Raw genomic sequence first — 23,933 nt, forward strand, 5'->3', positions numbered from 1 at the left:
TCGATGCCGTGCCCGACCGCCTGCCGTGGAGGCGCTGTGCCCCGCGTCACAGATGGTGCCACACCCGGCAGGGCGCTGTCTCACCAACCCGCGAGCTTGGCCTGATGTTCAGATTCGTGCCCGGACGCGGCGATGGCCGCCCCGTTACCGGAGCGGCCATCGTCGTTGTCGGCTTCCACCACCAAATGGAGGCGGAGAAGATGTTTGTCTGCTGTGCTCAGCCGATGGTGCTGGGCGCTTCGCTGTCGGTGTCGCCGTTCTGGCCGAGCGAGGCCAGCCACTCGGCCGGATCCTGCTCGTCGCCTTCGGAGCTGTAGAACGACAGCGGCTGGTAGTCGGGTGCGAAGGTCACCGCTTCACGGTGACGAGGCAGACCAGTACCGGCCGGGATGAGCTTGCCGATGATGATGTTCTCCTTCAAGCCGATCATCGAGTCGGACTTGCCCTCGATGGCAGCCTCGGTGAGCACCCGGGTGGTCTCCTGGAACGACGCTGCCGACAGCCACGAGTCGGTGGCCAACGACGCCTTGGTGATACCCATGATCTCGGGGCGGCCTTCGGCCGGCTTGAGACCCTCCTGCACCAGGTTGCGGTTGACACCGGCGAAATGCCACTGGTCGACGCGCTCGCCGGGCAAGAAGTCGGACTCGCCCGGCTCCTGGATGCTGACACGGCGAGTCATCTGACGAACGATGAGCTCGATGTGCTTGTCGTGGATCGACACACCCTGGTCGCGGTAGACCTTCTGCACTTCGCCGACGAGGTACTGCTGGGTCTCGCGGATGCCGCGAATCTCGATCAGTTCCTTCGGGTCACGAGGACCGTCGACGATCGGGTCGCCGGCGGTGATCTCGTCGCCGTCGCGCACCTCGAGGCGGGCGATGGTCGGCACGGTGTAGGAGTCTTCCTCACCTTCGTCGGTGACGATGGTGATGACCTTGCCCTTGCCTTCGTCTTCGGCGATGCGAACGACACCGGAGACCCGGGCGAGGGTCGACTTGCCCTTCGGGGTACGAGCCTCGAAGAGTTCCACGACACGGGGCAGACCACCGGCGATGTCGGTACCGCCGGCGATACCACCGGTGTGGAAGGTACGCATCGTCAGCTGGGTGCCGGGCTCGCCGATCGACTGGGCAGCGATGACACCAACGGCTTCGCCAACCTCGATCAGCTTGCCGGTGGCCAGCGAAATGCCGTAGCTGGCAGCCGAGATGCCGACCGGGGAGTCGTCGGTGAGGGGCGACAGGACTCGCACCTCGGTGATCTCCGGATCGTCACGCAGCATCGCCATTTCTTCCTCACCGACGAGCGTGCCCTTGGTGAGGGTGACGCCGTTGGCGAGTTCCATGTCGTCGGCGAGGGTCCGGCTGAACAGACGGGTCTCGAGGTAGAAGGCCTGACGAGTGGCATCGGGATCGCTGGGGTCGGATGGCTCCCCAGTGATCTTGTTGTAATAGCCGTCGGGCTTGACGTTCTCGAGCACGAGTCCGCGGATCGGGCGGCCCTCGGAGAAGGGATCGCGATCGTTGATGATGACTTCCTGGGCGACGTCGACGAGACGACGGGTCAGGTAGCCGGAGTCGGCGGTACGCAGTGCAGTGTCGACCAGACCCTTTCGGGCACCCGGCGTGGAGATGAAGTACTCCAACATGGTGAGGCCTTCACGGAAGTTCGACTTGATCGGACGAGGGATCATGTCGCCTCGGGGGTTGGCCACGAGGCCACGCATGCCCGCGATCTGGCGGACCTGCATCATGTTTCCTCGGGCGCCCGAGCCGACCATCATGTCGATCGGGTTGAACTTCTTCGACCGCAGGTTGACTTCCATCGCCGAGCGAACTTCGTCGGTCGCCTGGGTCCAGATCTCCACCTGCTTCTGACGACGTTCGCCGTCGGTGATCACGCCGCGGTGGAACTGTGACTCCACCTTGTCGTTCTCGAGCTCGTGGCCGTCGAGGATCGCCTTCTTCTCGGCCGGCGTCTGGACATCGTCGATCGAGACGGTGAGGCCGGACTGCATGGCGTAGTGGAAGGCGAGCGACTTGATGCGGTCGAGCGACGCACCGACCTCAGCCTTGGGATAGTTGCTGGCCAGCTCGTCGACGATCGCCGAGATGTCTCGCTTGGCGATCAGGTGATTGACGAACGGGAAGTTCTCCGGGAGCGTCTCGTTGAAGAGCACCCGACCTGGCGTGGTCTCGGTGTACACCGCCGCCTTGCCATCGGTTGCCCGCTCGGCGATGAGGTCGTCGCGCCGGAAGTAGATGGCCTGGTGGAGGGTGATCTGGCCCTCTTCGTAGGCCCGCTCGACCTGATAGGCCTCTCGGTAGGTCGGGATCGTGACGTCGTCACCCTCGAGCGGGATCGACTCGGTCAGGTAGAAGCAACCGATGACCATGTCCTGGGTCGGGGTGACCAGTGGACGGCCATGCGCCGGCGAGAGCACGTTGTTGGCGCTCAGCATCAGCACCCGGGCCTCGGCCTGGGCCTCGGCGGACAGCGGCAGGTGCACGGCCATCTGGTCGCCGTCGAAGTCGGCGTTGAAGGCGGTGCACACCAGCGGGTGGATCTGGATGGCCTTGCCCTCGACGAGGACGGGCTCGAACGCCTGGATACCCAGGCGGTGCAGGGTCGGTGCTCGGTTGAGCATGACCGGGTGTTCCTGGATGACGTCCTCGAGGACTTCCCAGACCTGCGGACGACGGCGCTCGACCATTCGCTTGGCCGACTTGATGTTCTGGGCCAGCTCCTGGTCGACGAGGCGCTTCATGACGAACGGCTTGAACAGCTCGAGTGCCATGATCTTCGGCAGACCGCACTGGTGGAACTTGAGCGTCGGGCCGACGACGATGACGGAACGACCCGAGTAGTCGACGCGCTTGCCGAGCAAGTTCTGACGGAACCGGCCCTGCTTGCCCTTGAGCATGTCGGACAGGCTCTTGAGCGGACGGTTGCCGGGTCCGGTGACGGGACGACCGCGGCGGCCGTTGTCGAACAGTGCGTCGACGGCCTCCTGCAGCATGCGCTTTTCGTTGTTGACGATGATCTCCGGGGCACCGAGATCGAGGAGCCGCTTGAGTCGGTTGTTCCGGTTGATCACTCGGCGATAGAGGTCGTTGAGGTCGGAGGTGGCGAAGCGGCCACCGTCGAGCTGCACCATCGGGCGGAGCTCCGGCGGGATCACCGGCACCACGTCGAGGATCATGGCTCGTGGGTCATTGATCCGACGCTCGTTCTCGTCGCGACGGTTGAACGCAGCAACGATCTTGAGTCGCTTGATGGCCTTCTGCTTGCGCTGCGCCGACAGCGGCTTCTGACCCTCGGGCGGGTCGATGGCGGCGCGGAGCAGGACTTCCTCGTTGTCGAAGTCGATGCGCTCGATGAGCTGGGCCAGCGCGTCGGCGCCCATGCCGCCCTCGAAGTAGTCACCCCAGCGGTCGGTCATCTCCCGCCACAGGAGCTCGTCTTCGAGGATCTGGCGTCCGAACAGGCCCTTGAACTCTTCCCACGCCCGATCGAGCACGTCGAGTTCCATCTCGTACTGCTCGCGGGTGGACGCGAAGTCCTTGTCGGCAGAACGCTGGCGCGCTCGGATCTCGGTGTCCTTGGCTCCCTCGGCCTCGAGCTGTTCGAGCTCCTTCTCGAGCTCTTCGTGCTCTTCGGCGAGGCGGAGTTCCATCTCCTTGATGATGGTCTCGCGCTCGGCGATGACCTCGGCCTCGAGGTTCGGCAGATCGGCGTCGCGCCGCTCCTCGTCGACCCACGTGACCAGGCTGGCCGCGAAGTAGATGACCTTCTCGAGCTGCTTGGCCTTCAGCTCCTCACGGGGCTCGGTGCCCATGAGCAGGTACGCCAGCCACGACCGGGTGCCACGCAGATACCAGATGTGCACACAGGGAGCAGCGAGCTCGATGTGACCCATGCGCTCGCGGCGCACCTTCGAGCGGGTGACCTCGACGCCGCAGCGCTCGCAGATGATGCCCTTGAAGCGCACCCGCTTGTACTTGCCGCAGGCGCACTCCCAGTCCTTGGTCGGGCCGAAAATCTTCTCGCAGAAGAGGCCGTCCTTTTCGGGCTTGAGGGTGCGGTAGTTGATGGTTTCGGGCTTCTTCACCTCGCCGTTCGACCACATACGGATCGAGTCGGCGGTGGCGAGGCCAATCTTCAGCTGATCGAAATCGTTGACATCAAGCATTCAGGTGTCTTCCCTTTGTCGTGATCAGAATCAGCGCTGATCAGCGTCGTCCACCCGCAGCGCGGGCGGCGTCGTCTTCGTCGGTGCCCCGCTCGGGACGTGAGAGATCGATGCCGAGTTCCTCGGCGGTGCGGAAGAGCTCGTCGTCGAGTTCGCGCATTTCGATCTCGGAGCCGTCGGCCGAGAGGACCTCGACGTTCAGGCACAGGGCCTGCATCTCCTTGATGAGCACCTTGAAGCTCTCAGGGATGCCGGGCTCGGGAATGTTCTCGCCCTTGACGATCGCCTCGTAGACCTTGACGCGGCCGAGGACATCGTCGGACTTGATGGTGAGCAGCTCCTGCAAGCAGTACGCCGCGCCGTAGGCCTCGAGGGCCCACACTTCCATCTCACCGAATCGCTGACCACCGAACTGGGCCTTACCACCGAGCGGCTGCTGGGTGATCATGGAGTACGGGCCGGTGGAGCGGGCGTGGATCTTGTCGTCGACGAGGTGCGACAACTTCAGGATGTACATGATCCCGACCATGATCGGGTTGTCGAACGGCTCACCGGTGCGACCGTCGTAGAGCGTGGTCTTGCCGTCGGGCTGGATCAGGCGGCGCCCGTCCTTGGCCTCAGGGTTGAGGTTCTCGAACACGGTCTGGATGGTCGGCTTGTCGCCGGCCAGTTCGACTTCGTCCCACTTCGCACCGTCGAACACCGGGGTGGACACGAGGGTGGCCGGGGTGGTGAACGGACGGGTCTTGGTCTCGGTGCCGCGAACGGGTTCGTGACCGACCCGTTCGCCGTCGATGGTCCAACCCCAACGGGCGGCGTAGCCGAGATGCGACTCGAGCACCTGGCCGACGTTCATTCGGGACGGAACGCCCAGCGGGTTGAGGATGATGTCGACGGGTGTGCCGTCGGCGAGGTGCGGCATGTCTTCGGTGGCGAGGATGCGCGAGATGACACCCTTGTTCCCGTGGCGGCCGGCGAGCTTGTCGCCGACGGAGATCTTGCGCTTCTGCGCCACATAGACCCGCACGAGTTGATTCACACCCGGCGGAAGCTCATGGGAGTCGTCACGGTTGAACACCTTGACGTCGATGACCTTGCCGACCTCACCGTGCGGCACCTTCAACGAGGTGTCGCGAACCTCGCGAGCCTTCTCGCCGAAGATGGCGCGAAGCAGGCGCTCTTCGGGAGTGAGCTCGGTCTCGCCCTTCGGGGTGACCTTGCCGACCAGGACGTCGCCCGGGCTGACCTCGGCGCCGACCCGAATGATGCCGCGCTCGTCGAGATCGGCGAGCACGTCTTCGCTGAGGTTCGGGATGTCGCGGGTGATCTCTTCCGGACCGAGCTTGGTGTCACGAGCGTCGATCTCGTGCTCCTTGACGTGGATCGAGGTGAGCACGTCGTCGCGGACGAGACGCTGGTTGAGGATGATCGCGTCCTCGAAGTTGTAGCCCTCCCAGGTCATGAAGGCCACGACCAGGTTCTTGCCCAACGCCAGTTCACCGTTGTCGGTCGAGGGACCGTCGGCGAGAAGCTGACCCTTCTTGAAGGTGTCACCCGGGACGACCCGCGGCTTCTGGTTGATCGAGGTGTCCTGGTTCGAGCGCTCGAACTTGAGCAGGCGGTAGATCTTCTTGCCCAGCTTGGAGTACTCGACGGTGATGTGCTTGCCGTCGACCTCGAGCACCACGCCATCGTCGTCGGCGACGAGGGTGTCGGCAGCGTCGTGCGCCGCTCGCTTCTCGATGCCGGTGCCGATGTAGGGCGCCTCCGGGGTGAGGAGCGGCACGGCCTGGCGCTGCATGTTCGCGCCCATGAGGGCACGGTTGGCGTCATCGTGTTCGAGGAACGGGATCAGGCCGGTACCGATCGAGACGATCTGCTTCGGCGAGACGTCCATCATGTCAACGTCGCCGCCCGGCACCTGAGAGATCTCGGTGGTGGCGCCGAAGAAGATGTCGCGCTCGAGCTGCAGCTTGAGGTCTCGCAGCGAGGCCGCCTGCGGCGAACGACGTGCGAGCACTCGGTCGGCGACGAAGGAGCCGTCGGGGTTGAGCTTGGCGTTGGCCTGGGCGACGACGTATTCCTCTTCCTCGTCGGCGGTGAGGAACACGATCTCATCGGTGGCAACGCCGTCGACGACGCGTCGGTAGGGAGTCTCGAGGAACCCGAACTCATTCACCCGCGCATACGAGGCCAAGTAACCGATGAGGCCGATGTTCGGGCCCTCGGGCGTCTCGATCGGGCACATACGGCCGTAGTGCGAGAAGTGGACGTCTCGGACTTCGAAGCCAGCACGCTCGCGAGACAGACCGCCCGGGCCGAGCGCCGAGAGACGGCGACGGTGGGTGAGACCCGACAGCGGGTTGACCTGGTCCATGAACTGCGACAGCTGAGAGGTTCCGAAGAACTCCTTGATCGCAGCAACGACCGGGCGGATGTTGATGAGCGTCTGCGGCGTGATGGCCTCGACGTCTTGGGTGGTCATGCGCTCGCGCACGACCCGCTCCATGCGAGACAGACCAATGCGGACCTGGTTCTGGATGAGCTCGCCCACCGACCGCACGCGACGGTTGGCGAAGTGGTCCTGGTCGTCGAGGCGGTAGCCCGGCTCGGCGATCATCAGGTTCAGCAGGTAGGTGGCCGCGGCCATCACCTCACATCGCGACAGCACACCCTGATCGGCTTCGGGCTTGTCGAGGAGGCCGGCCAGCATCGGGAACTGCTGCTCGAGGCGATCGATCTCGGGGCCGAGCTTGCGGTTGAGCTTGTAGCGACCGACTCGCGAGAGGTCGTAGCGACGGCTCTCGAAGAACGCGTTGCGCAGGTACGAACGGGCGGCTTCGAGGGTCGGCGGTTCACCCGGGCGGGCCCGCTTGTAGATCTCGATGAGCGACTCGTCCTGGGTGGGGGCGATCTCGCGATCCTTCTCCCACTGACCTTCGAGGAAATCGAAATGAGCGACGAACGCATCGAGGAAGCCCGGAGCGTTCTCCTCGTCGAACCCGAGCGCGCGCAACATGGTGAACAGCGACAGGCGACGCTTGCGAGCCACCCGCACGCCAGCGGTCGGATCCTTGCCCGGCTTCTGTTCGACATCAAACTCGATCCACTCACCGCGATAAGGGTGGATGGTGCCCGTGACCATCTGGTGCTTCGACATGTTCCGCAGCCGGAACCGCTCACCCGGCTGGAAGATGACGCCCGGCGAACGCACGAGCTGGGACACCACGACACGCTCGGTGCCGTTGATGATGAAGGTGCCCTTGTCGGTCATCATGGGGAAGTCGCCCATGAAGACGGTCTGTTCTTTGATCTCGCCGGTGTTGGCGTTGATGAACCGAGCGCGCACGAAGATCGGCGCCGCGTAGGTCATGTCCTTCTCTTTGCACTCCTCGACGGAGAACTTCGGGAAGGGTTCGAGGTCCTCGTCGTGAGGATCGAACTCGAGCTCCAGCTGGAGCGTCTCCGTGAAGTCCTTGATGGGACTGATGTCCCGGAAGGCATTCGACAGACCTTCTTCGAGGAACCAGCGGAACGACTCCCGCTGGATGGCGATCAAATCTGGAAGCTCGAGGGCCTCCTGGAGATTGCCGAAGGAGTAACGGTCGCGAGCGACGGTACGTGCAGGCAAAGGACACCACCTGGGGTAGCACGGGAGGCCAAGGAAAGCAGCGCGCGTCTCTCGGCTTCACAACGGCCCCGGTGAGAGGTCGTCAGGGCCCGACACCAAGGAGCGATCAGCAAGCCGAAAACCGGTACTTCTCGCAAATTTGAGGTCGGCAAAACAGAGCGGGCACGCACGGCAACGGCCAAGCATACGCGCACCACTCGTTATCCACAACGCGCCGACCGACAAGCTCGCAGCTACCGCCGATTTCGGCACCGGTGGTGCCGCACGCACGTGGCACGATCACGTGCAGCGGACTGTAAGGGTGAGGCGCCGAGAGGTCAAGGATCCCGGCTGCGGTTTTCGGCACAGGCCACACCCTCGAAGCACCGCTGCCGCCACGCAGAAACTCCCCACCCTCGACCGGACGAACCGGCCGAGAGCAGGGAGTTCCCACAGACACCCGCGCCAACGCGCGAGTCACACGATGGTGGTCTTACTTGAGGTCGACGGCGCCGCCGGCTTCCTCGATCTTGGCCTTCGCCGCTTCGGCGTCGTCCTTCTTGGCGCCTTCGAGCACGTTGGCCGGGGCGCTCTCGACGAGGTCCTTGGCTTCCTTGAGGCCGAGACCGGTCAGCTCGCGGACAGCCTTGATGACCTGGATCTTCTTGTCACCGGCCGAGGTGAGGACGACATCGAACTCGTCCTTCTCTTCCGCCTCTTCAGCGGCAGCACCGCCGCCACCGCCGGCGACGGCAACGGCCATCGGGGCCGCAGCGGTGACGCCGAACTTCTCTTCGAATTCCTTGAGGAGTTCGGACAGTTCCAGCACGGTCATGCTGGCGATGCCTTCGAGGATTTCTTCCTTGGTTGCCATGATCAGCTCTCGCTCTCTTCACCGGATTCGGCCGGTGCTTCTTCGCCGGCGTCGGCCGGGGTGGTCTGTTCTGCTTCTTCGGCCTCGGCAGCGGGTGCTGCGTCGGTTTCAACATCGGCCTCGGCGGCGGGAGCCGCTTCGGCCTCGGCGGATGGGCTGGCGTCGGGGGCGCTGCCCGCCGGGGCATCGCCTGCTCCGCCCTTTTCGATCAGTGCCTGAAGTCCATACGCAAAGTCGCGCGGCAGGGCCTGCAACAGTCCAGCGAACTGGACCATCGGCGCAGCGATCGCGCCGGCCAACTTGGCCAGCAGGACCTCGCGCGGCTCGACATCGGCCAACGCCTTCATGCCATCGGCATCGATGACGTTGTTGTCGAGGACACCGCCCTTGACGATCAGGTTGGGATTGGCCTTGGCGAAATCTCGCAGGACCTTGGCCACCGTGACAACGTCGCCAGGCTCCCCCTCGGGAGTCTGCTCGACGAACGCAAGCGCCGTCGGACCGACGAGCATGTCGCTGATGTCCATCCCCACTTCGTCAGCGGCCCGGCGCACGAGGGTGTTCTTGTACACCTTGTACGCGCCACCGGCCGGCCTGAGCTCTCGGCGCAACGATGACATGGCGCCAACGTTGAGCCCTCGATACTCGGTGACGACGACGCCGCCGGCATTGCTGAGCCGTTCGCGTACCTCATCGACGATCGCGACCTTTTCGGGTCGTGGGTTCTCCATCACACCTCCTTCCTCATGTTCTGATTGCTTCTGTGGTTTGCTTCGACGTACTCAGAGGCCGAACAACCACATCTGCCAATCCAGAACCGGGCATACCGGCGGTGGAGCACAGAAGAGATCACCTCGTTGGGATGCTTCGGCGGGTGAACCCGCACCCAAGTCTTTGGCGTGAGTATTCGATTGTTGCTCGCTGCCCGGCACGCCGAGCAGTGTTGTCGCTGCCCGGCACGCCGAGCAGTGTTGTCGCTGCCCGGCACGCCGAGCAGTGAGCGGGCGAAAGTTTAACGGCTTGTCGCCGTCGACCCTCGCCCGACGATCATTCGGCCGGCTTCTCGTCCAGACGAGCGGGATCGATCTTGACGCCCGGACCCATGGTGGTCGAGAGCGACGACTTCTGCATGTAGCGACCCTTGGCCGATGCCGGCTTCGCCCGGTTCAACTCCTCGACGATCGCGTGGAGGTTGGCCTGCAAGGCGGCCGGCTCGAAGCTGGCCTTGCCGATGCTGACGTGGATGTTGCCGTAGCGGTCGGTGCGGTACTCGACGGTGCCGCCCTTGAAACTCTCGACCGCCTTGGCGACATCGGGGGTGACGGTGCCGGTCTTGGGGTTCGGCATGAGGCCGCGGGGACCGAGCACCCGGCCGAGCTTACCGACCTGCGGCATCATCTCGGGGCTGGCGATGGCCACGTCGAAGTCGAGCATGCCGCCCTCGACCTGGGCAACGAGGTCGTCGGCTCCGACGAACTCGGCGCCGGCAGCGGTGGCAGCGGCGGCGGCTTCGCCCTGAGCGAACACCGCAACGCGGACGTCCTTGCCCGTGCCCGAAGGCAGCGAGACCGTGCCCCGCACGATCTGGTCGGCCTTGCGGGGGTCGACGCCCAAGCGGATCACCAGGTCGACGGACTCGTCGAACTTGGCGCTGGCCAGGTTCTTGACCAGATCGATCGCTTCGCTCGGAGCGTGAAGGTGGTCTCGGTCATAGCGACGCGTGGCGTCGACGTACTTCTTTGCTTTCGCCATGATGGCTCCCTCGTTGGTATGGCCGACGACTGAGGTGGGTGCGCCGAGCCGATGATTGGAACGGTTCGAGTCGAGACTCGAGTGACTATCGGATGCGGACACCCATGTTGCGAGCAGTACCGGCGACCTGCTTCTTCGCCGCCTCGATGTCGTAGGCGTTGAGGTCGGGCATCTTGATCTCGGCGATCTCGGTGAGCTGGGCGTCGGTGATGCTGCCGGCGCGATCACGCTTGGGGTCGGAGGCACCCTTGTCGATCTTGGCGGCCTTCTTGATGAGCTCGGCGGCCGGCGGGGTCTTCAGGATGAAGCTGAACGTGCGGTCTTCGAAGATGGTGATCTCGGCCGGCACGACCTGGCCACGCTGGGATTCGGTGCGGGCGTTGTAGTCCTTGCAGAAGTCCATGATGGCGACGCCATACGGACCGAGTGCGGTACCGACGGGAGGCGCGGGAGATGCCTGACCACCAGGGATCTGGATCTTGACGACTGCCATTACTTTCTTCTTGGCCATTGACCTCTGCCTCGGGGTGACGCACGCACGAAAACGTGGACGGAAAAGCGACTGCGAAGCCTAGCGGGAGATGGCCCCAACGCGGGCCTTACACCGCCAGGCGGGGGAAATGGTGGATCGTGACCGGTCGGCCCGACCGATCAGAGCTTGCCGACCTGGGCGAACTCCAGCTCGACCGGGGTCTCTCGACCGAAGATGTTGACCAGCACCTTGACCTTGAGCTGGTCCTCGTTGATTTCGACGATCTGGCCCTGGAAGTCGGCGAAAGGGCCTTCCTTGACCCGAACGGTCTCTCCCTCTTCGAACTCGAGGCGGGGCTTGCCCTTGCGAGCAGCTTCGTCGCCCTCGGCCGGCACCTGCAGGAAGTTCTCGACCTCTCGACGAGGCAGCGGCGACGGCTTGTTGCCGGCACCGACGAAACCGGTCACGCCCGGGGTGTTGCGCACGACGAACCAGGAGTCGTCATTGAGCTTCATGCGGCACAGGAGGTAGCCGGGGAAGACCTTCTTCTGGACGACGACCTTCTTGCCGTTCTTGAACTCGACGACGTCTTCCATCGGGATGACGACTTCGAAGATCCGCTCTTCCATGTTCATCGAGGAGATGCGGGCCTCGATGTTCTTGCGCACCTTGTTCTCGTAGCCCGACTGGGTGTGCAGGACGTACCAGCGGCCCGGTCGGTCATAGGGCGACACCGGCGCCTCGGTGATGGTGACGTCCTCGCCCTCGTCGCTCGCCGTGGTTTCGCCTGCGGCGTCGTCGGCGGCGGCATCGTCAACGACGTTGCTGGCCTCGGGAGTGTCGTTCGTGGCGGCCTCGTCGACGGCGGACGCTTCCACACTTGCGTCGAGTGCATCGGCGGTATCATCGACGGGCTGGTCGGTGGTGAGATCGGTTTCGGTCATTGACCAAGCTCCAGGAGTTTGATGACGCCCCGGCCGAACAACAGGTCGGCGCCGGCGATGAAGGCGGTCATGATGATCAGGGTGACGATGACGACCATCGTGTAATTGATGACCTCGTTTTTCGTGGGCCACTGCACCCGACGAAGCTCGGTCTTGACCTCGCTGGTGTACTGGCGGAGGCCGACCGACTCGCCCTTTGGCTGCGGGCGGGTATCGCGCGGCGTGGCGACCGGATTGCCTTCAGCGTCGATCTGGCCCTGCTTTTGCAGGTAGCGCCGCTGCTCCCGATTCATTGCCATTGCTGATGCCTCATGAGAAGTCTCGCCACCTGACATGCCGGCGACGATGCCGGGTGCCGTGTACCTTTCGGTCGTTCGAAGTATCACCTGCAGCGCCACGTACGTTGACGCAGGTGACATGCGTTGCAGGGCACGAGGGACTCGAACCCCCAACCCCCGGTTTTGGAGACCGGTGCTCTACCAATTGAGCTAGTGCCCTAGGGCCGGTCCGAGGCTAGCAGCAGAATGCGGCGCTTCGACCGGCAGGCAAGCACACCAGTCAATCACCGTGAATCGACGATCGCTACCAGGCAGTGGGTCACCCGGCGAGCGCCGACCGTGTCGTCAGGCGCGCTGCCAGCATCATTGCCCCCGCACCCGCCGCCGTGACCGCCGCTGCGATACCGCCGACATACGCCCGCCGCCGCGACCGACGGCGCAAGGCGTGAATCGTTGCGACCGGGCCGAATGCCGCCAAGAACTCGTCGACCTGCAGCGAAGGAACCTCGAGGGTGAGCGGGCGCAGATCGCCCATGCTCCTGCGCAGCTTGCGGTAGGTGGCGAGCTCGGCCTGACAACGCAGGCACGAGTCGAGATGGGCCCGCACGGGTGCGGCCAGCAATGTCGGCTGGTCGCTTGCCGCAGCGAGTTCGAGGCCAAAGCGGGCACACTCCGACGACGGCCCCGCCGCCCGGCGACGCACCGACGGTCGACGACTCATGGCGCCACCTGCCGGTCGGAGCGATCGAGCGGCGTGACTTCGGCCAGGGCGATCACGTTCTCACCGGCGGTATCGGCAGCGCCGGGGGCGTTGTCACGGTCGCCGTGCAACGGGTAGAGCCGTTCACGAAGCCGCTTTCGGGCTCGGTGCAGCCGCACCTTCGCCGCCGACTCCGAGATGCCGAGTTCTGCGGCAATGGCCTCGTGGGGGAGGTCATAGATGTCACGCAGCACGACCACTGCCCGCAACTTCGGTGGCAGCGCCCGGAGTGCATCGGTGAGTTGGCTACGCAGCTGGCCAACGTCGGCCCGCAGCGCCGGGTCGTGGCGGGGACTCTCGTCGACGATCGAAGGGTCGTCGGGCAGGGGGTCGTGACGATGCCTGCCGCGTCGCCCCAGGAGCGTGCTGGCGCAGTTGGCGGTGACTCGGTGGAGCCAGGTGGTGAACTGGGCGTCGCCACGGAAGCGCGACAGGCTCTTGTGCACTCGCAGGTAGGTCTCCTGCACCACATCGCGGGCATCTTCTTCGTCGCCGGTCAGGCGGAAGGCCAGCGTGTAGGTGTCGGCGTAGGTCCGGCGGACGAGCTCCTCGAACGCTCGCTGATCGCCCTCCTTGGCCTGGTCGACCAAACCATCCATGCCGAGGCGAGAACGAAGCGGGCCCGTGCTGCGCTCGATCGCTCGCTCGACACTCGACCACCGTGAGGTGGTGCTCGACGGTGCCACGCCATCGGAAGCGACGGCACCTCGGTCATCAACAACGGCAGGAAACGGCACGGGGTCCTCGTGACGGTGGAGGTCCAATGGGCGCGAGACACCGTCGGAACTGAGCGCATTGGACCTTGCAGCCATGGTGCGCCGCTCGTGGGGGCTCGGCGTTGTCGGGTTCGACATTGGGTTGGACCCCTTTCCGCCGAGTCAGGTTACCCCGAGTGCTCGAAGCTCCCGGCGCGCCGGACGCGACTCGGCCCCGACACTGCGAGTGTCGGGGCCGAGTCTCGATCGAACGATGTGTTCAGACGGTCTTACTTGATGATCTTGGTGACACGCCCGGCACCAACCGTACGCCCACCCTCACGAATCGCGAACCGCAAACCCTCATCCATCGCGATCGGATTGATCAACTCCACCGTCATCTCCGTGTTATCACCCGGCATACACATCTCCGTACCCTCCGGCAACGTCACCGTCCCCGTGATATCCGTCGTACGGAAATAGAACTGCGGCCGATAATTCCCGAAGAACGGCTTATGACGACCACCCTCCTCCTTCGACAACACATACACCTGCGCCTCAAAATCAGTATGCGGCGTAATCGAACCAGGCTTCGCCAACACCTGACCCCGCTGCACCTGATCCTTCTCAATACCCCTCAACAACGCACCAACATTGTCACCAGCCTGCCCCGAATCCAACAACTTCCGGAACATCTCAACACCAGTACACGTCGTCTTCTGCGTCGGACGAATACCAACAATCTCGAGCGCATCGCCAACATTCACGACACCCTGCTCGATCTTCCCCGTCACCACCGTCCCACGACCAGTAATCGAGAACACATCCTCAATCGGCATCAAGAACGGCTTATCCAAATCACGAGCCGGCTCCGGGATGTACTCATCCACCGCAGCCATCAACTCCATGATCTTGTCACCAGCAGCCTCGTCACCCTCAACGCCTTCAACGCCGAAACATGCACCACCGGAACATCATCACCCGGGAACTCGTACTCAGAAAGAAGCTCACGAGCCTCCAACTCCACCAGCTCCAACAACTCCTCATCATCAACCATGTCAGCCTTGTTCAAAGCCACCACGATCGCAGGCACACCCACCTGACGAGCCAACAACACATGCTCACGCGTCTGCGGCATCGGACCATCAGCAGCCGACACCACCAAAATCGCGCATCCACCTGCGCCGCACCCGTAATCATGTTCTTGATGTAATCCGCGTGACCCGGCATATCAACATGCGCGTAATGACGAGAATCCGTCTCATACTCCACATGCGACACATTGATCGTGATACCACGCTCACGCTCTTCAGGCGCCTTATCAATATTATCGAACGCCGTCGCCGTATTCCCAGCAACCCGATCCGACAACACCTTCGTAATCGCCGCCGTCAACGTCGTCTTCCCATGATCAATATGACCCATGGTCCCCACATTCACGTGAGGCTTATTACGCTCAAACTTTGCTTTTGCCATGACGACGCACTCCCGATGGAATCGAAGCTTGGGGGGCAGATGTTTTCTGCGTAGCGACGGTCGGGCTCGAACCGACGACCTCTCGATTATGAGTCGAGCACTCTTACCAACTGAGCTACGTCGCCGTGTTGCACGCCGTGCCTCTCCGAGTTCGGAGCGAGACGGTGGCGGTGCGAGGCCCTGCCTCGGAACGAGGCAGGCTCACCGAGGTGAGCGCTGGCCGACACTGGAGCCTCCTAACAGAATTGAACTGTTGACCTCTTCCTTACCATGGAAGCGCTCTGCCGACTGAGCTAAGGAGGCGTGGGCCTGCACGCAGACCGTCCGAAAGTCTGCCACGACAAGCGGGCGGCCCCAACCACTCGGGCAGAGATTCTGTCGGGCCCGATTCGCCGCTCGATCCGCTTCGCGGGCGGAGTGGGCCGCGTTACGCTCGGAGGCGTGCTGGTCCGAGACGCCGACTTGTCCGATGCCGAGGCGATCGCCCGCATCTACAACCGCGAGGTGGTCGACAGCACCCACACCTTCGACCTGGTCGAACGGACGCTCGAGCAGCAGCGTGACTACATCCGGGAGCGGTCCGGGGTCCTGGCCGTGCTGGTGGCGGTCGACAACGGCATCAGTCGTGGCGGCTTCAGTTGCGACCCCAACGACGGACCGGTGATCGGGTTCGGGGCGCTCAGCTTCTACCGAGACCGCCCCGGCTACCGCACTTCGGTCGAGAACTCGGTGTATGTGCACCGCGACCATCACCGTAAGGGTGTCGGCGGCGCCCTACTCGGCGCCCTCGTCGAGCGCGCCGCCACCAACGGCTTCCATGCCGTGTTCGCGCGTGGTCGACGCACAGGAAGCGAGCCTGGCTCTCCACCAGCAGCACGGCTTCGAACTCGTTGGCATCGAACGACAGGTCGGCCGCAAGTTCGGTCGGTGGCTCGACGTTGCACTGCTGCAACGCCTGCTGTAGCTCCGTCCGCTTCTCGCTGTAACCCAGCCGCTCCTCGGGCGTCTCCTTCGCGACGTCGTCGTTGACTCGAGCTCGCCCGGCCGCACCGGCGCAGGGCCCGCCGCCGGCGTCGTGATCGGGTCGCGTCGAAGGGAACAGGTTCATGCAGCTTCAGCGATGCATCGACGCCGCACCACAGGTAGGCGAAACGCTTCGTAAACCGTCGATGGCCGGCACCGCGGGCGAGTGTTACCTTCGTCCGAGGCCGAACTCGGAGGGAATGAGGCCGTGACACGCAAGCTTTGCCCGGGGCCGGTTGACGTCCCCGTTCTCCAGCGACCACGCGCGGCAGCCTGCCGTGGCACGGTCGCCGCCACGCTGGGCTATGCCGACATGCGGCGCTGCCTGGGCTACTACGCAACCGCAGGCTCCGCACGGTCGCTCAGTGCCGTTCCGGTGGCCACCGCCATCTACGCCCAGACCGGTTCGACCTCGTGGGTGGCGGCCGTGACCGTGGCTCGGCTGGTGCCCTTCCTGCTCGTGTCGTGGCTCGCCGGTTTCGTCGCCGACCGCCTCGACCGACGGCGGACGCTTGCGGTGATGGCGCTCGGGCAGGCCCTCCTGCTGCTCGCCTTGGCCGGTGCGTTGATGCTGTCGTTCGACCCGGCCGTGACGCTTGCGATCATCAGCGTCTCGACCGTGCTGACCACGCCGCTCTTCCCGACTCTTGCGTCGTCGCTCCCCCACATCGTGGATGACGAGGACATGATCTGTGCGAGTGTCGTTCTGAATGGTGTCGAGACGCTGAGCTGGGTGATCGGCCCGGCGCTCGGCGGGGCGCTCCTCGTCGTGTTCGACCCGGTCACCGTCGTCGCGATCGGCGCCATCATCTCGCTCGCCGGCGGGTGGTCGATTCCGCAGCTGCGTCCGAATCCGGGGGTGCGATGACCGGGACGCCGATCGATGTCGCCGGTACGACGTCCGTGCTCGGCGGCATTCGAGCCATCGCCAGCCGGGCCGAGATCGTTGCGCCGATGCTGCTGGTCGCCGTCGTGAACGCCCTGAACGGCGCCGAGGGGTGGGTCTGGTCATCGTGGCCGAAGACGTGCTGGGAACAGGCAAAGAGGGCTTCGGCCTGTTGACGACCGTTCTCGGCGTCGGCGGGATCCTCGGGCTCGTCGCCAGCAAGCGACTGGCCACGTCACGTCGACGGCTCCCCGTGTTGGCGGGATCGGCGGTGCTGTCGGGGGTCCCCTTCGGACTGCTTGCCGTGGCAGGCGATCAGCCGGTGGCACTCGTGTTGGCGTTCATGGCCGGTGCCTTCAGCGTCGCCGCCGAGGTGGCGGCGCTGTCGATCATTCTCGAATCGCTCCCGCCCTCGCTGATCGGTCGGGTGTTCGGCATCGTCGATTCGATGCTCGTGGCGACGATGCTGCTCGGTGCGGTCTCGCTTCCGGCAATCATCTCGATGCTCGGCCTCCGTCCCGGGATGCTGGTCTTCGCCATCGCCGGACCGGCCCTGGCCGCCGTGCTTGCCCTGTGGCTCCCCACGATCTGGCCCACCTCGGCCACCATCGTCACACCCGACCGCGCGCCCTCGGGATCGAACTCGCCCGAGCAAGCTGACGCACGACGCGAAAGAACGGCCCTCAGGGCCGTTCTGGTGTGACCGAGCGTTTGCGCCGGTCGACGTTGCGAGCCCTGGCGAGCAACTCGGTAAGTGAGGAAGCCCGCCAGGGCTGACGCACGACGTGGGCCGGGTAGGATTTGAACCTACGTAGGCGATGCCGACGGGTTTACAGCCCGTTCCCTTTGGCCACTCGGGCACCGACCCAGGAGCAACGAAGGTTAGCGCCGGTGTAGCGTCAAACCATGCCAAGTTTTGACGTTGTCTCCGAAATCGACATGCAGGAAGTCCGCAACGCGGTCGACCAGGCCTCCCGCGAGGTCGCGAACCGCTACGACTTCAAAGACACCAACTCCTCGATCAATCTCGACGACAAGGGCATGAGCCTCACGATCGAGACCCTGAGCGAAGACAAGCTGCGGGCCGTGCGGGAGATGCTCGAGGAGAAATTCGTCAAGCGTGGGATCTCCCTCAAGATCCTCGACTGGGGCAAGACCGAGGAAGCGTCGGGCGGGCGAGCGCGGGTGAAGGTGTCGCTCAAGGCCGGGATCTCGTCGGACATGGCGAAGAAGATCAACACGCACATCAAGGACATGAAGCTGAAGGGCACCCAGTCGCAGACCCAGTCCGATCAGGTCCGGGTCACGAGCAAGAAGCGAGACGACCTGCAGGCCGTCATCGCCTCGCTCAAGGAGGCAGACCTCGATCTCCCGCTGCAGTTCCAGAACTTCCGAGACTGACCGTTTGGGCGAAGCCCGAACTGCGGAGCCCGGTCACGCGTGCGCAACGAAGTGAGCACGCCACGCTGGCCCGAACCAGATGGGCGAAGCCCGAACTGCGGAACCCGGTCACGCGTGCGCAACGAAGTGAGCACGCCACGCTGGCCCGAACCAGATGGGCGAAGCCCGAACTGCGGAACCCGGTCACGCGTGCGCAACGAAGTGAGCACGCCACGCTGGCCCGAACCAGATGGGCGAAGCCCGAACTGCGGAACCCGGTCACGCGTGCGCAACGAAGTGAGCACGCCACGCTGGCCCGAACCAGATGGGCGAAGCCCGAACTGCGGAGCAGTTCAAAGCAACACTAGAAACCCATCTCTCGCCACTCGCCGGAGCGGAGCCGAGCGATGCGGTCTTCGGCCGGCGGGTGGGTCGTGAAGAGGTTGGTGAAACCGCCCCGGCGCCCGGCGAGCGGGTTCACGATGTAGTTGCTGGCCTGCGCCGGGTCGACGTGCGACGGCACCCGCACCGAGTAGCCGTGGAGCTTCTCGAGCGCTCGAGCCAACGGCTCGCCGTCGCCGATGAGGCGAGCTGCGGTGCGGTCGGCCTCGTACTCTCGGCTGCGGCTGATGGCCATCTGGATCAGGCCGGCGGCCATCGGGGCGAAGATCGCAACGGCCAGCGCACCGAACGGGTTGCCCCCGCCCTCACGGTCGCGGTTGCCACCGCCGAACATGGCTCCCCACATGGCCATCCGAGCGACGAAGCCGATCGCCATGGCGATCGCCGCCGCCACCGAACCAGTGAGGATGTCGCGGTTGCGGATGTGGGCAAGCTCGTGGGCGAGCACGCCGCGGATCTCCGGCCAGCTGAGCGTGCGGAGCAGCCCCTCGGTGACGCACACGGCAGCGTGTTCGGGGTTCCGCCCCGTGGCGAAGGCGTTGGGCTGTTGCTCCTGGGACACGTAGAGCTTGGGCATCGGCAGGTCGGCCAACTGGGTGAGTTCGCGCATGATCGCGTAGTACTCGGGCATCTGCTGTTCGGTGACCGGGACGGCCCGGGCCGACTTGATGGCGAGCGTGTCGCTCTTCCAGTACGAGAAGCCGGTCATCGCGATGGCGATGACGAAGCCGAAGATCAGGCCACTCGATCCACCGAGGGCGCCGCCGATCAACATGACCAGCGAGCCCATGGCGGCCAGGAGGACTGCGGTCTTCAATCCGTTCTTCATGCTCTCACCAACGCTCGATCATCCAGACTGGTTCCGTGCCGCCGGACACAGCCGCATCTGTGGCGAGTTGATGCCGCTCAGCGGTGCCAACGCTCCAAAGTTGCGAGGGAACGTGGGGGTCTGCGGTAATGCGGCCGGGTCAGTCCCGGGGATGGTAGCCCGAGTGGATGTAGACGCAGGGCACGCCTTCGCGCTCGTACGCAGCGACGTTTCGTTCGTCGTCGTCGAAGGCGAGGACCGGATCGAAGCCGCCGGCTCGGAGTTGCGCAACCGCGTTGGCCTTGACCTGCGGAGCTCGCCGATAGTCGCCGTTCGATCGCATGATCAACAGGTCCCAGCGGACGCCGGTCCGGCCGAGCCAGCCGATGGTCAGATCACCGACCCACTGCGGTCGTGAGGTGACGAGCGAGACGACGTGATTCTCGCTCAGGAGTTCGAGCAGGGCAGCTTGCGGTTCGAGGAGCGCGTCGTCGCCGACGGCCATGAAGAAGCTGTCCCAGTCGTGATAGTCGAGCAGGTATTGGCGATGGGTGGCATCGGCGAGCACGCCGTCGATGTCGACGCACACCGTGGGACCTGGTGCCAGGACCTTGCCGGCATTCCAGGTCCACACGGGATCATCGCGATACATGCTCAGACGCATCAACCTTCGGCTGCTTCGGCCGCCCGTGCCGCTATCTCGTTGACGACACCGGGGTCGGCGAGGGTGGTGGTGTCGCCGAGGTCGCGCCCGTCGGCGACGTCGCGCAGCAGACGGCGCATGATCTTGCCCGAACGCGTCTTGGGCAGATCGGGCACGATCACGACCATCTTCGGTCGGGCGATCTTGCCGAGCTTCACGCCCACGTGCTCGCGGATCTCCTTGCTCAGGTCGGCGCTCGCCTCGTGGGTGCCGCGCAGGATCACGTAGCCCACGATGGCTTGACCGGTGAGGTCGTCGGTGGCACCGACCACGGCCGCCTCGGCGACCGCCGGATGGTCGACCAGCGCCGACTCGACCTCGGTGGTCGAGATGCGGTGACCGGAGACGTTCATGACGTCGTCGACCCGGCCGAGCAGCCAGAGATAGCCGTCTTCGTCGAGCTTGGCCCCGTCGCCCGCGAAGTATTTGCCCTCGTAGGTGCTCCAGTAGGTGTCTTTGTAGCGCTCGGGGTCGCCCCAGATCCCGCGGAGCATCGACGGCCAGGGCCGTGTGATGGTGAGGTAGCCCCCACCGACGTCGACCTTGTGGCCGGCGTCGTCGACCAGCTCGGTGAAGATGCCGGGGATCGGCTGACAGGCCGAGCCGGGTTTGGTGGTGGTGACGCCGGGGAGCGGAGCGATCATGTGACCGCCGGTCTCGGTCTGCCACCAGGTGTCGACGATCGGGGTGTTCCCGCCTCCGATGTGCTCGTGATACCACATCCACGCCTCGGGGTTGATCGGCTCACCCACGGTGCCCATGACCCGCAGGGTCGACAGATCGTGCTTGGCGGGCTCCTGGGCGCCCCACTTCATGAACATGCGGATGGCGGTCGGTGCGGTGTAGAGCTGGGTGACCCCGTAGCGCTCGATGATGTCCCACAGCCGATCCCTGCCCGGGGTGTCGGGCGTGCCCTCGTACATGACCGAGGTGCAACCGTTGGTGAGCGGTCCGTAGACGATGTAGCTGTGGCCCGTGACCCAGCCGATGTCGGCGGCGCACCAGTAGACGTCGGTGTCGGGGCGCAGGTCGAAGGTGTACTTGTGGCTGAAGGCGACCTGCGTGAGGTAGCCACCCGAGGTGTGCATGATTCCCTTGGGTTTGGCGGTGGTGCCCGAGGTGTAGAGCAGGTACAGCAGTTGCTCGGCGTCCATCGGTTCGGCCGGGCAGTCATCGGAGGCGTCGGCCATGACGTCGTGCCACCACACGTCTCGACCCTCGACCATGTCGGGACCGGTGTTGCATCGGTCGACCACGACCACGTGCTGTACCGAAGGTGCTCCCGCCTCGAGCGCAGCGTCGACGGTGATCTTCAGCAACGCCGGTGCGCCACGCCGGTAGCCGGCGTCGGCGGTGACGATGACCTTTGCTTCGGCGTCGACACAACGGTCGACGATGGCGTCGGCGGAGAAGCCACCGAAGATCACCGAGTGGGCAGCACCGATGCGGGCACAGGCCAACATGGCGATCGGCAGTTCGAGGACCATCGGCATGTAGATGGCGACCCGGTCGCCCTTCTCGACGCCGAGCCCCTTCAGCACGTTGGCGAACTTCTTCACCTCGGTGAGGAGTTCGGCATAGGTGATCGTGCGGGTGTCGCCGGGCTCGCCTTCCCAGTGGTAGGCGACCTTGTCGCCTCGACCGGCCTCGACATGGCGGTCGAGGCAGTTCGCCGACACGTTCAGCTTGCCGTCTTCGAACCACTTGGCGAACGGCAGCTGCCAGTCGAGGATCTTGGTGAAGTCGGTGTCCCAGGTGAGGAGTTCACGAGCCTGTCGAGCCCAGAACGCCTCGTAATCGGCGTCGGCCTCGTCATAGAGGGAGCGATCGTTGGTGAGCGCGTTGGCTGCGAACTCGCTGGGAGGAGGAAACGTCCGACCCTCGATCTCGTAGACCCCAATCGTTGGCTCGGTCATCGCAGACTCCATTCCTCACGGCGATCGTCGCCACAGCCCCGTGCGGTGGCGAATACGCGGTCGATGCTAGTCGGGCGCCGGACCTGAGGCGAAGGTCACAGCAGGTCAGGGAAGATCGAACCGGGCCCGCAGACCAGCGATCATCGTGTCGAGACCGAAGTCGAAATGGTCGTCGGCCGGCGTCGCCGCACCCGCCTTGATGAACGCCGCAACTTCGGGTTCGGTGTCGCCGCTGACCTCCACCAGATCCCACACGTCGAGGCCGTCGGCCCGGCTCACACCCAGCATGAGATGCCCGAGCACGAAGGACACCACGAGATGGAGGGCCTCATGGGCCTCTGCGGGCTCGAGCCCGGCGAAACGGAACAGGTCGTACGCCGCATAGAACACGCCGAAGGCGCCGGGGCTGACCGCCGGTTCGGACGCGAACAGCGAGATGGCGTTCGGATGGCGGGCGAGGGTGTCGCGGAACGACTGCAGACCCGAGCGCACCGTGGCTTCCCATTCGACCGGGTCGGCCGGCGTAGAGATGTCGATCTCGAGATAGAGCTGCTCGACGGCAGCCACGAGCAGATCACCCTTGTTGGCGACGTAGTGGTAGAGCGACATGGCCTCGACGCCGAGTTTCGAGCCGAGCTTGCGCATCGACAGACCGGCAAGGCCATCGGTGTCGATGAGCTCGAGCGCGGCGCGCGCAATGGCCTCTCGGTTGAGGGTGGGTCGTTCCGCCTGCCGCATCCGACAGAGGCTAATGGGAAAGCGGCGGCCTCGTTCCCGAAGCCTCAGCGAGGGTCAGGTTCCGGCTCCCCAAGTGGCGACCAGCCATCCGCCGAGCCCGGACGCATCGGTCAGCGCGGCCGCTTCGTTGCTGCGGCTCCGCATCACCATGGCCTCGAGGTCGGGCCGTGCGGCGTGAGCGTCCCAGTGCCGTCGACCTTCGTCGACGAGCTCCACAATCCCGTATCGAACGAGGAAGTCGTCCTGGCGAACGAGCGAACGCGTCGGCGGGAGCTGGTCGAACGCGACGTCGACCGTGATATCGGCGCTGCCAGGCGTGACATAGGGGTCGTCGCCACGCCGGTGTTGTCGGTAGGTACGCAGCCATCCACCCCGCTCGACGAGCTCGGCCGTGGTGGGGGCTCCGTAGTCGAAGGCGAGGATCGTGGCAGCACCACGACGCAAGACATCACCGACCCACGCTGCTGCCGCCTCGAACCACGGAGTACGGGCCCCGACCGGCAGCGCTGCGATCGGTCCGGGCAGGCGGGCCACATCGGCCTCGTCGAGGGGACGCAGCACTTCCTGACCATCGTCGACCCACACCTCGTGCCAGCCATCGGCGCGGTGTTCCAGGATCCGGACCACGAGGTTGTCGAGCAATTCGTTTGCCACCACCACCGCACCGTCGAGACGCACCGGGAGCTCGGTCCCGTGCGCCGGGTCGACGCCGCTCAGCTGCCACACCTGCGCACACGCCGGAGCGGCGCGCTCGAGGCTGCGCAGCAGCGTGCCGGGACCGGTGCCGGCATCGATCACGACGAAGGGGTCGGGCTGGCCGAGCGACTGCCAGACCGTATCGAGCCAGCGAGCGAGCACCGCGCCGAACAACGGCCCGACCTCTGGACTCGTGATGAAGTCGCCGGTGCGCCGCCCGGCTCGTCCCCCGCCCGAAACATAGAAACCGCTGCCCCCGTAGAGGCAGCGGTTCATGTAGTCGTCGAATCGCTCGAGTGACACCGGGACGGTCGAGGACCGCGCC

The 23,933-nt window shown here is 64.9% G+C and carries 20 protein-coding genes, 4 tRNA genes and 1 pseudogene; 5 read left to right on the plus strand and 20 right to left on the minus strand.

Features of this window, described 5'->3' with window-relative positions; genetic code table 11:
* Positions 1-217: 217 nt before the first annotated feature.
* The 14 genes and pseudogenes from rpoC to R2733_08065 form a co-directional block, all read right to left on the minus strand.
* On the minus strand, positions 218-4,195 hold the full coding sequence (gene rpoC / locus R2733_08000; protein ID MEZ5376447.1) for a DNA-directed RNA polymerase subunit beta': 3,978 nt from the start codon (positions 4,193-4,195) through the stop codon (positions 218-220).
* A gap of 40 nt (positions 4,196-4,235) precedes the next feature.
* The gene (locus R2733_08005) at positions 4,236-7,826 is read right to left on the minus strand and encodes a DNA-directed RNA polymerase subunit beta (protein ID MEZ5376448.1); all 3,591 of its coding nucleotides are present in this window, start codon (positions 7,824-7,826) and stop codon (positions 4,236-4,238) included.
* A 472-nt stretch (positions 7,827-8,298) separates the two neighbouring features.
* Entirely contained in the window at positions 8,299-8,682 is a 384-nt protein-coding gene (rplL, locus tag R2733_08010) for a 50S ribosomal protein L7/L12 (GenBank protein MEZ5376449.1), read from the minus strand.
* Positions 8,682-9,410, minus strand: coding sequence for a 50S ribosomal protein L10 (gene rplJ, locus R2733_08015; GenBank protein ID MEZ5376450.1), 729 nt, complete (start codon positions 9,408-9,410; stop codon positions 8,682-8,684). The genes rplL and rplJ overlap by 1 nt, the downstream gene beginning before the upstream one ends.
* Before the next feature lie 316 nt (positions 9,411-9,726).
* Entirely contained in the window at positions 9,727-10,434 is a 708-nt protein-coding gene (rplA, locus tag R2733_08020) for a 50S ribosomal protein L1 (GenBank protein ID MEZ5376451.1), read from the minus strand.
* A gap of 82 nt (positions 10,435-10,516) precedes the next feature.
* Positions 10,517-10,942 (minus strand): 50S ribosomal protein L11, encoded by a 426-nt coding sequence (rplK, locus tag R2733_08025; protein MEZ5376452.1) that lies wholly within the window; start codon positions 10,940-10,942, stop codon positions 10,517-10,519.
* 140 nt (positions 10,943-11,082) lie between these two features.
* Positions 11,083-11,637 (minus strand): transcription termination/antitermination protein NusG, encoded by a 555-nt coding sequence (gene nusG / locus R2733_08030; protein ID MEZ5376453.1) that lies wholly within the window; start codon positions 11,635-11,637, stop codon positions 11,083-11,085.
* 206 nt (positions 11,638-11,843) lie between these two features.
* On the minus strand, positions 11,844-12,245 hold the full coding sequence (gene secE, locus R2733_08035; protein ID MEZ5376454.1) for a preprotein translocase subunit SecE: 402 nt from the start codon (positions 12,243-12,245) through the stop codon (positions 11,844-11,846).
* Positions 12,246-12,272: 27 nt separating this feature from the next.
* A tRNA-Trp gene (locus R2733_08040) sits at positions 12,273-12,345 on the minus strand.
* 99 nt (positions 12,346-12,444) lie between these two features.
* Positions 12,445-12,846 (minus strand): hypothetical protein, encoded by a 402-nt coding sequence (locus R2733_08045; protein ID MEZ5376455.1) that lies wholly within the window; start codon positions 12,844-12,846, stop codon positions 12,445-12,447.
* The gene (locus R2733_08050; protein ID MEZ5376456.1) at positions 12,843-13,697 is read right to left on the minus strand and encodes an RNA polymerase sigma factor; all 855 of its coding nucleotides are present in this window, start codon (positions 13,695-13,697) and stop codon (positions 12,843-12,845) included. Before R2733_08050 ends, R2733_08045 begins: the two co-directional genes overlap by 4 nt.
* A 173-nt stretch (positions 13,698-13,870) precedes the next feature.
* A pseudogene (gene tuf, locus R2733_08055) lies at positions 13,871-15,056 on the minus strand (elongation factor Tu).
* A 51-nt stretch (positions 15,057-15,107) separates the two neighbouring features.
* Positions 15,108-15,181, minus strand: a tRNA-Met gene (locus R2733_08060).
* A gap of 102 nt (positions 15,182-15,283) precedes the next feature.
* Positions 15,284-15,359: transfer RNA gene (locus tag R2733_08065), tRNA-Thr, on the minus strand.
* A 138-nt stretch (positions 15,360-15,497) separates the two neighbouring features.
* On the opposite strand from R2733_08065, the gene R2733_08070 reads away from it, so the two are divergent.
* The 4 genes from R2733_08070 (at position 15,498) to R2733_08085 (ending at position 17,668) form a co-directional block, all read left to right on the plus strand.
* Complete coding sequence (locus R2733_08070) at positions 15,498-16,085, plus strand: GNAT family N-acetyltransferase (GenBank protein ID MEZ5376457.1); 588 nt, start codon at positions 15,498-15,500, stop codon at positions 16,083-16,085.
* 202 nt (positions 16,086-16,287) lie between these two features.
* The gene (locus R2733_08075; protein ID MEZ5376458.1) at positions 16,288-16,947 is read left to right on the plus strand and encodes an MFS transporter; all 660 of its coding nucleotides are present in this window, start codon (positions 16,288-16,290) and stop codon (positions 16,945-16,947) included.
* The gene (locus R2733_08080; GenBank protein ID MEZ5376459.1) at positions 16,944-17,141 is read left to right on the plus strand and encodes a hypothetical protein; all 198 of its coding nucleotides are present in this window, start codon (positions 16,944-16,946) and stop codon (positions 17,139-17,141) included. The genes R2733_08075 and R2733_08080 overlap by 4 nt, the downstream gene beginning before the upstream one ends.
* A complete protein-coding gene (locus R2733_08085) occupies positions 17,138-17,668 on the plus strand; it encodes a hypothetical protein (protein MEZ5376460.1) in 531 nt (176 codons plus the stop codon). The genes R2733_08080 and R2733_08085 overlap by 4 nt, the downstream gene beginning before the upstream one ends.
* A gap of 83 nt (positions 17,669-17,751) precedes the next feature.
* On the opposite strand, the gene R2733_08090 is transcribed toward R2733_08085, so the two are convergent.
* Positions 17,752-17,833: transfer RNA gene (locus R2733_08090), tRNA-Tyr, on the minus strand.
* 38 nt (positions 17,834-17,871) lie between these two features.
* Between R2733_08090 and R2733_08095 the strand changes: the two genes are divergently transcribed.
* Complete coding sequence (locus R2733_08095; protein MEZ5376461.1) at positions 17,872-18,366, plus strand: YajQ family cyclic di-GMP-binding protein; 495 nt, start codon at positions 17,872-17,874, stop codon at positions 18,364-18,366.
* A 343-nt stretch (positions 18,367-18,709) separates the two neighbouring features.
* Here R2733_08095 and R2733_08100 read toward each other — a convergent pair whose 3' ends face one another.
* From R2733_08100 to R2733_08120, 5 genes are all read right to left on the minus strand, one after another.
* Positions 18,710-19,576 carry a zinc metalloprotease HtpX gene (locus R2733_08100; GenBank protein MEZ5376462.1) on the minus strand — a complete coding sequence of 289 codons (867 nt, stop codon included), beginning with the start codon at positions 19,574-19,576 and terminating at the stop codon, positions 18,710-18,712.
* Positions 19,577-19,715: 139 nt separating this feature from the next.
* Positions 19,716-20,207 (minus strand): hypothetical protein, encoded by a 492-nt coding sequence (locus R2733_08105; protein ID MEZ5376463.1) that lies wholly within the window; start codon positions 20,205-20,207, stop codon positions 19,716-19,718.
* Between the two features lie 11 nt (positions 20,208-20,218).
* Complete coding sequence (acs, locus tag R2733_08110; protein ID MEZ5376464.1) at positions 20,219-22,174, minus strand: acetate--CoA ligase; 1,956 nt, start codon at positions 22,172-22,174, stop codon at positions 20,219-20,221.
* Positions 22,175-22,279: 105 nt separating this feature from the next.
* A complete protein-coding gene (locus R2733_08115) occupies positions 22,280-22,912 on the minus strand; it encodes a TetR/AcrR family transcriptional regulator C-terminal domain-containing protein (GenBank protein MEZ5376465.1) in 633 nt (210 codons plus the stop codon).
* A 54-nt stretch (positions 22,913-22,966) separates the two neighbouring features.
* Positions 22,967-23,911 carry an SAM-dependent methyltransferase gene (locus tag R2733_08120; protein MEZ5376466.1) on the minus strand — a complete coding sequence of 315 codons (945 nt, stop codon included), beginning with the start codon at positions 23,909-23,911 and terminating at the stop codon, positions 22,967-22,969.
* Positions 23,912-23,933 lie beyond the last annotated feature (22 nt).

This window comes from Acidimicrobiales bacterium (assembly GCA_041394265.1).
Taxonomy (GTDB): Bacteria; Actinomycetota; Acidimicrobiia; order Acidimicrobiales; family SZUA-35; genus JBBQUN01.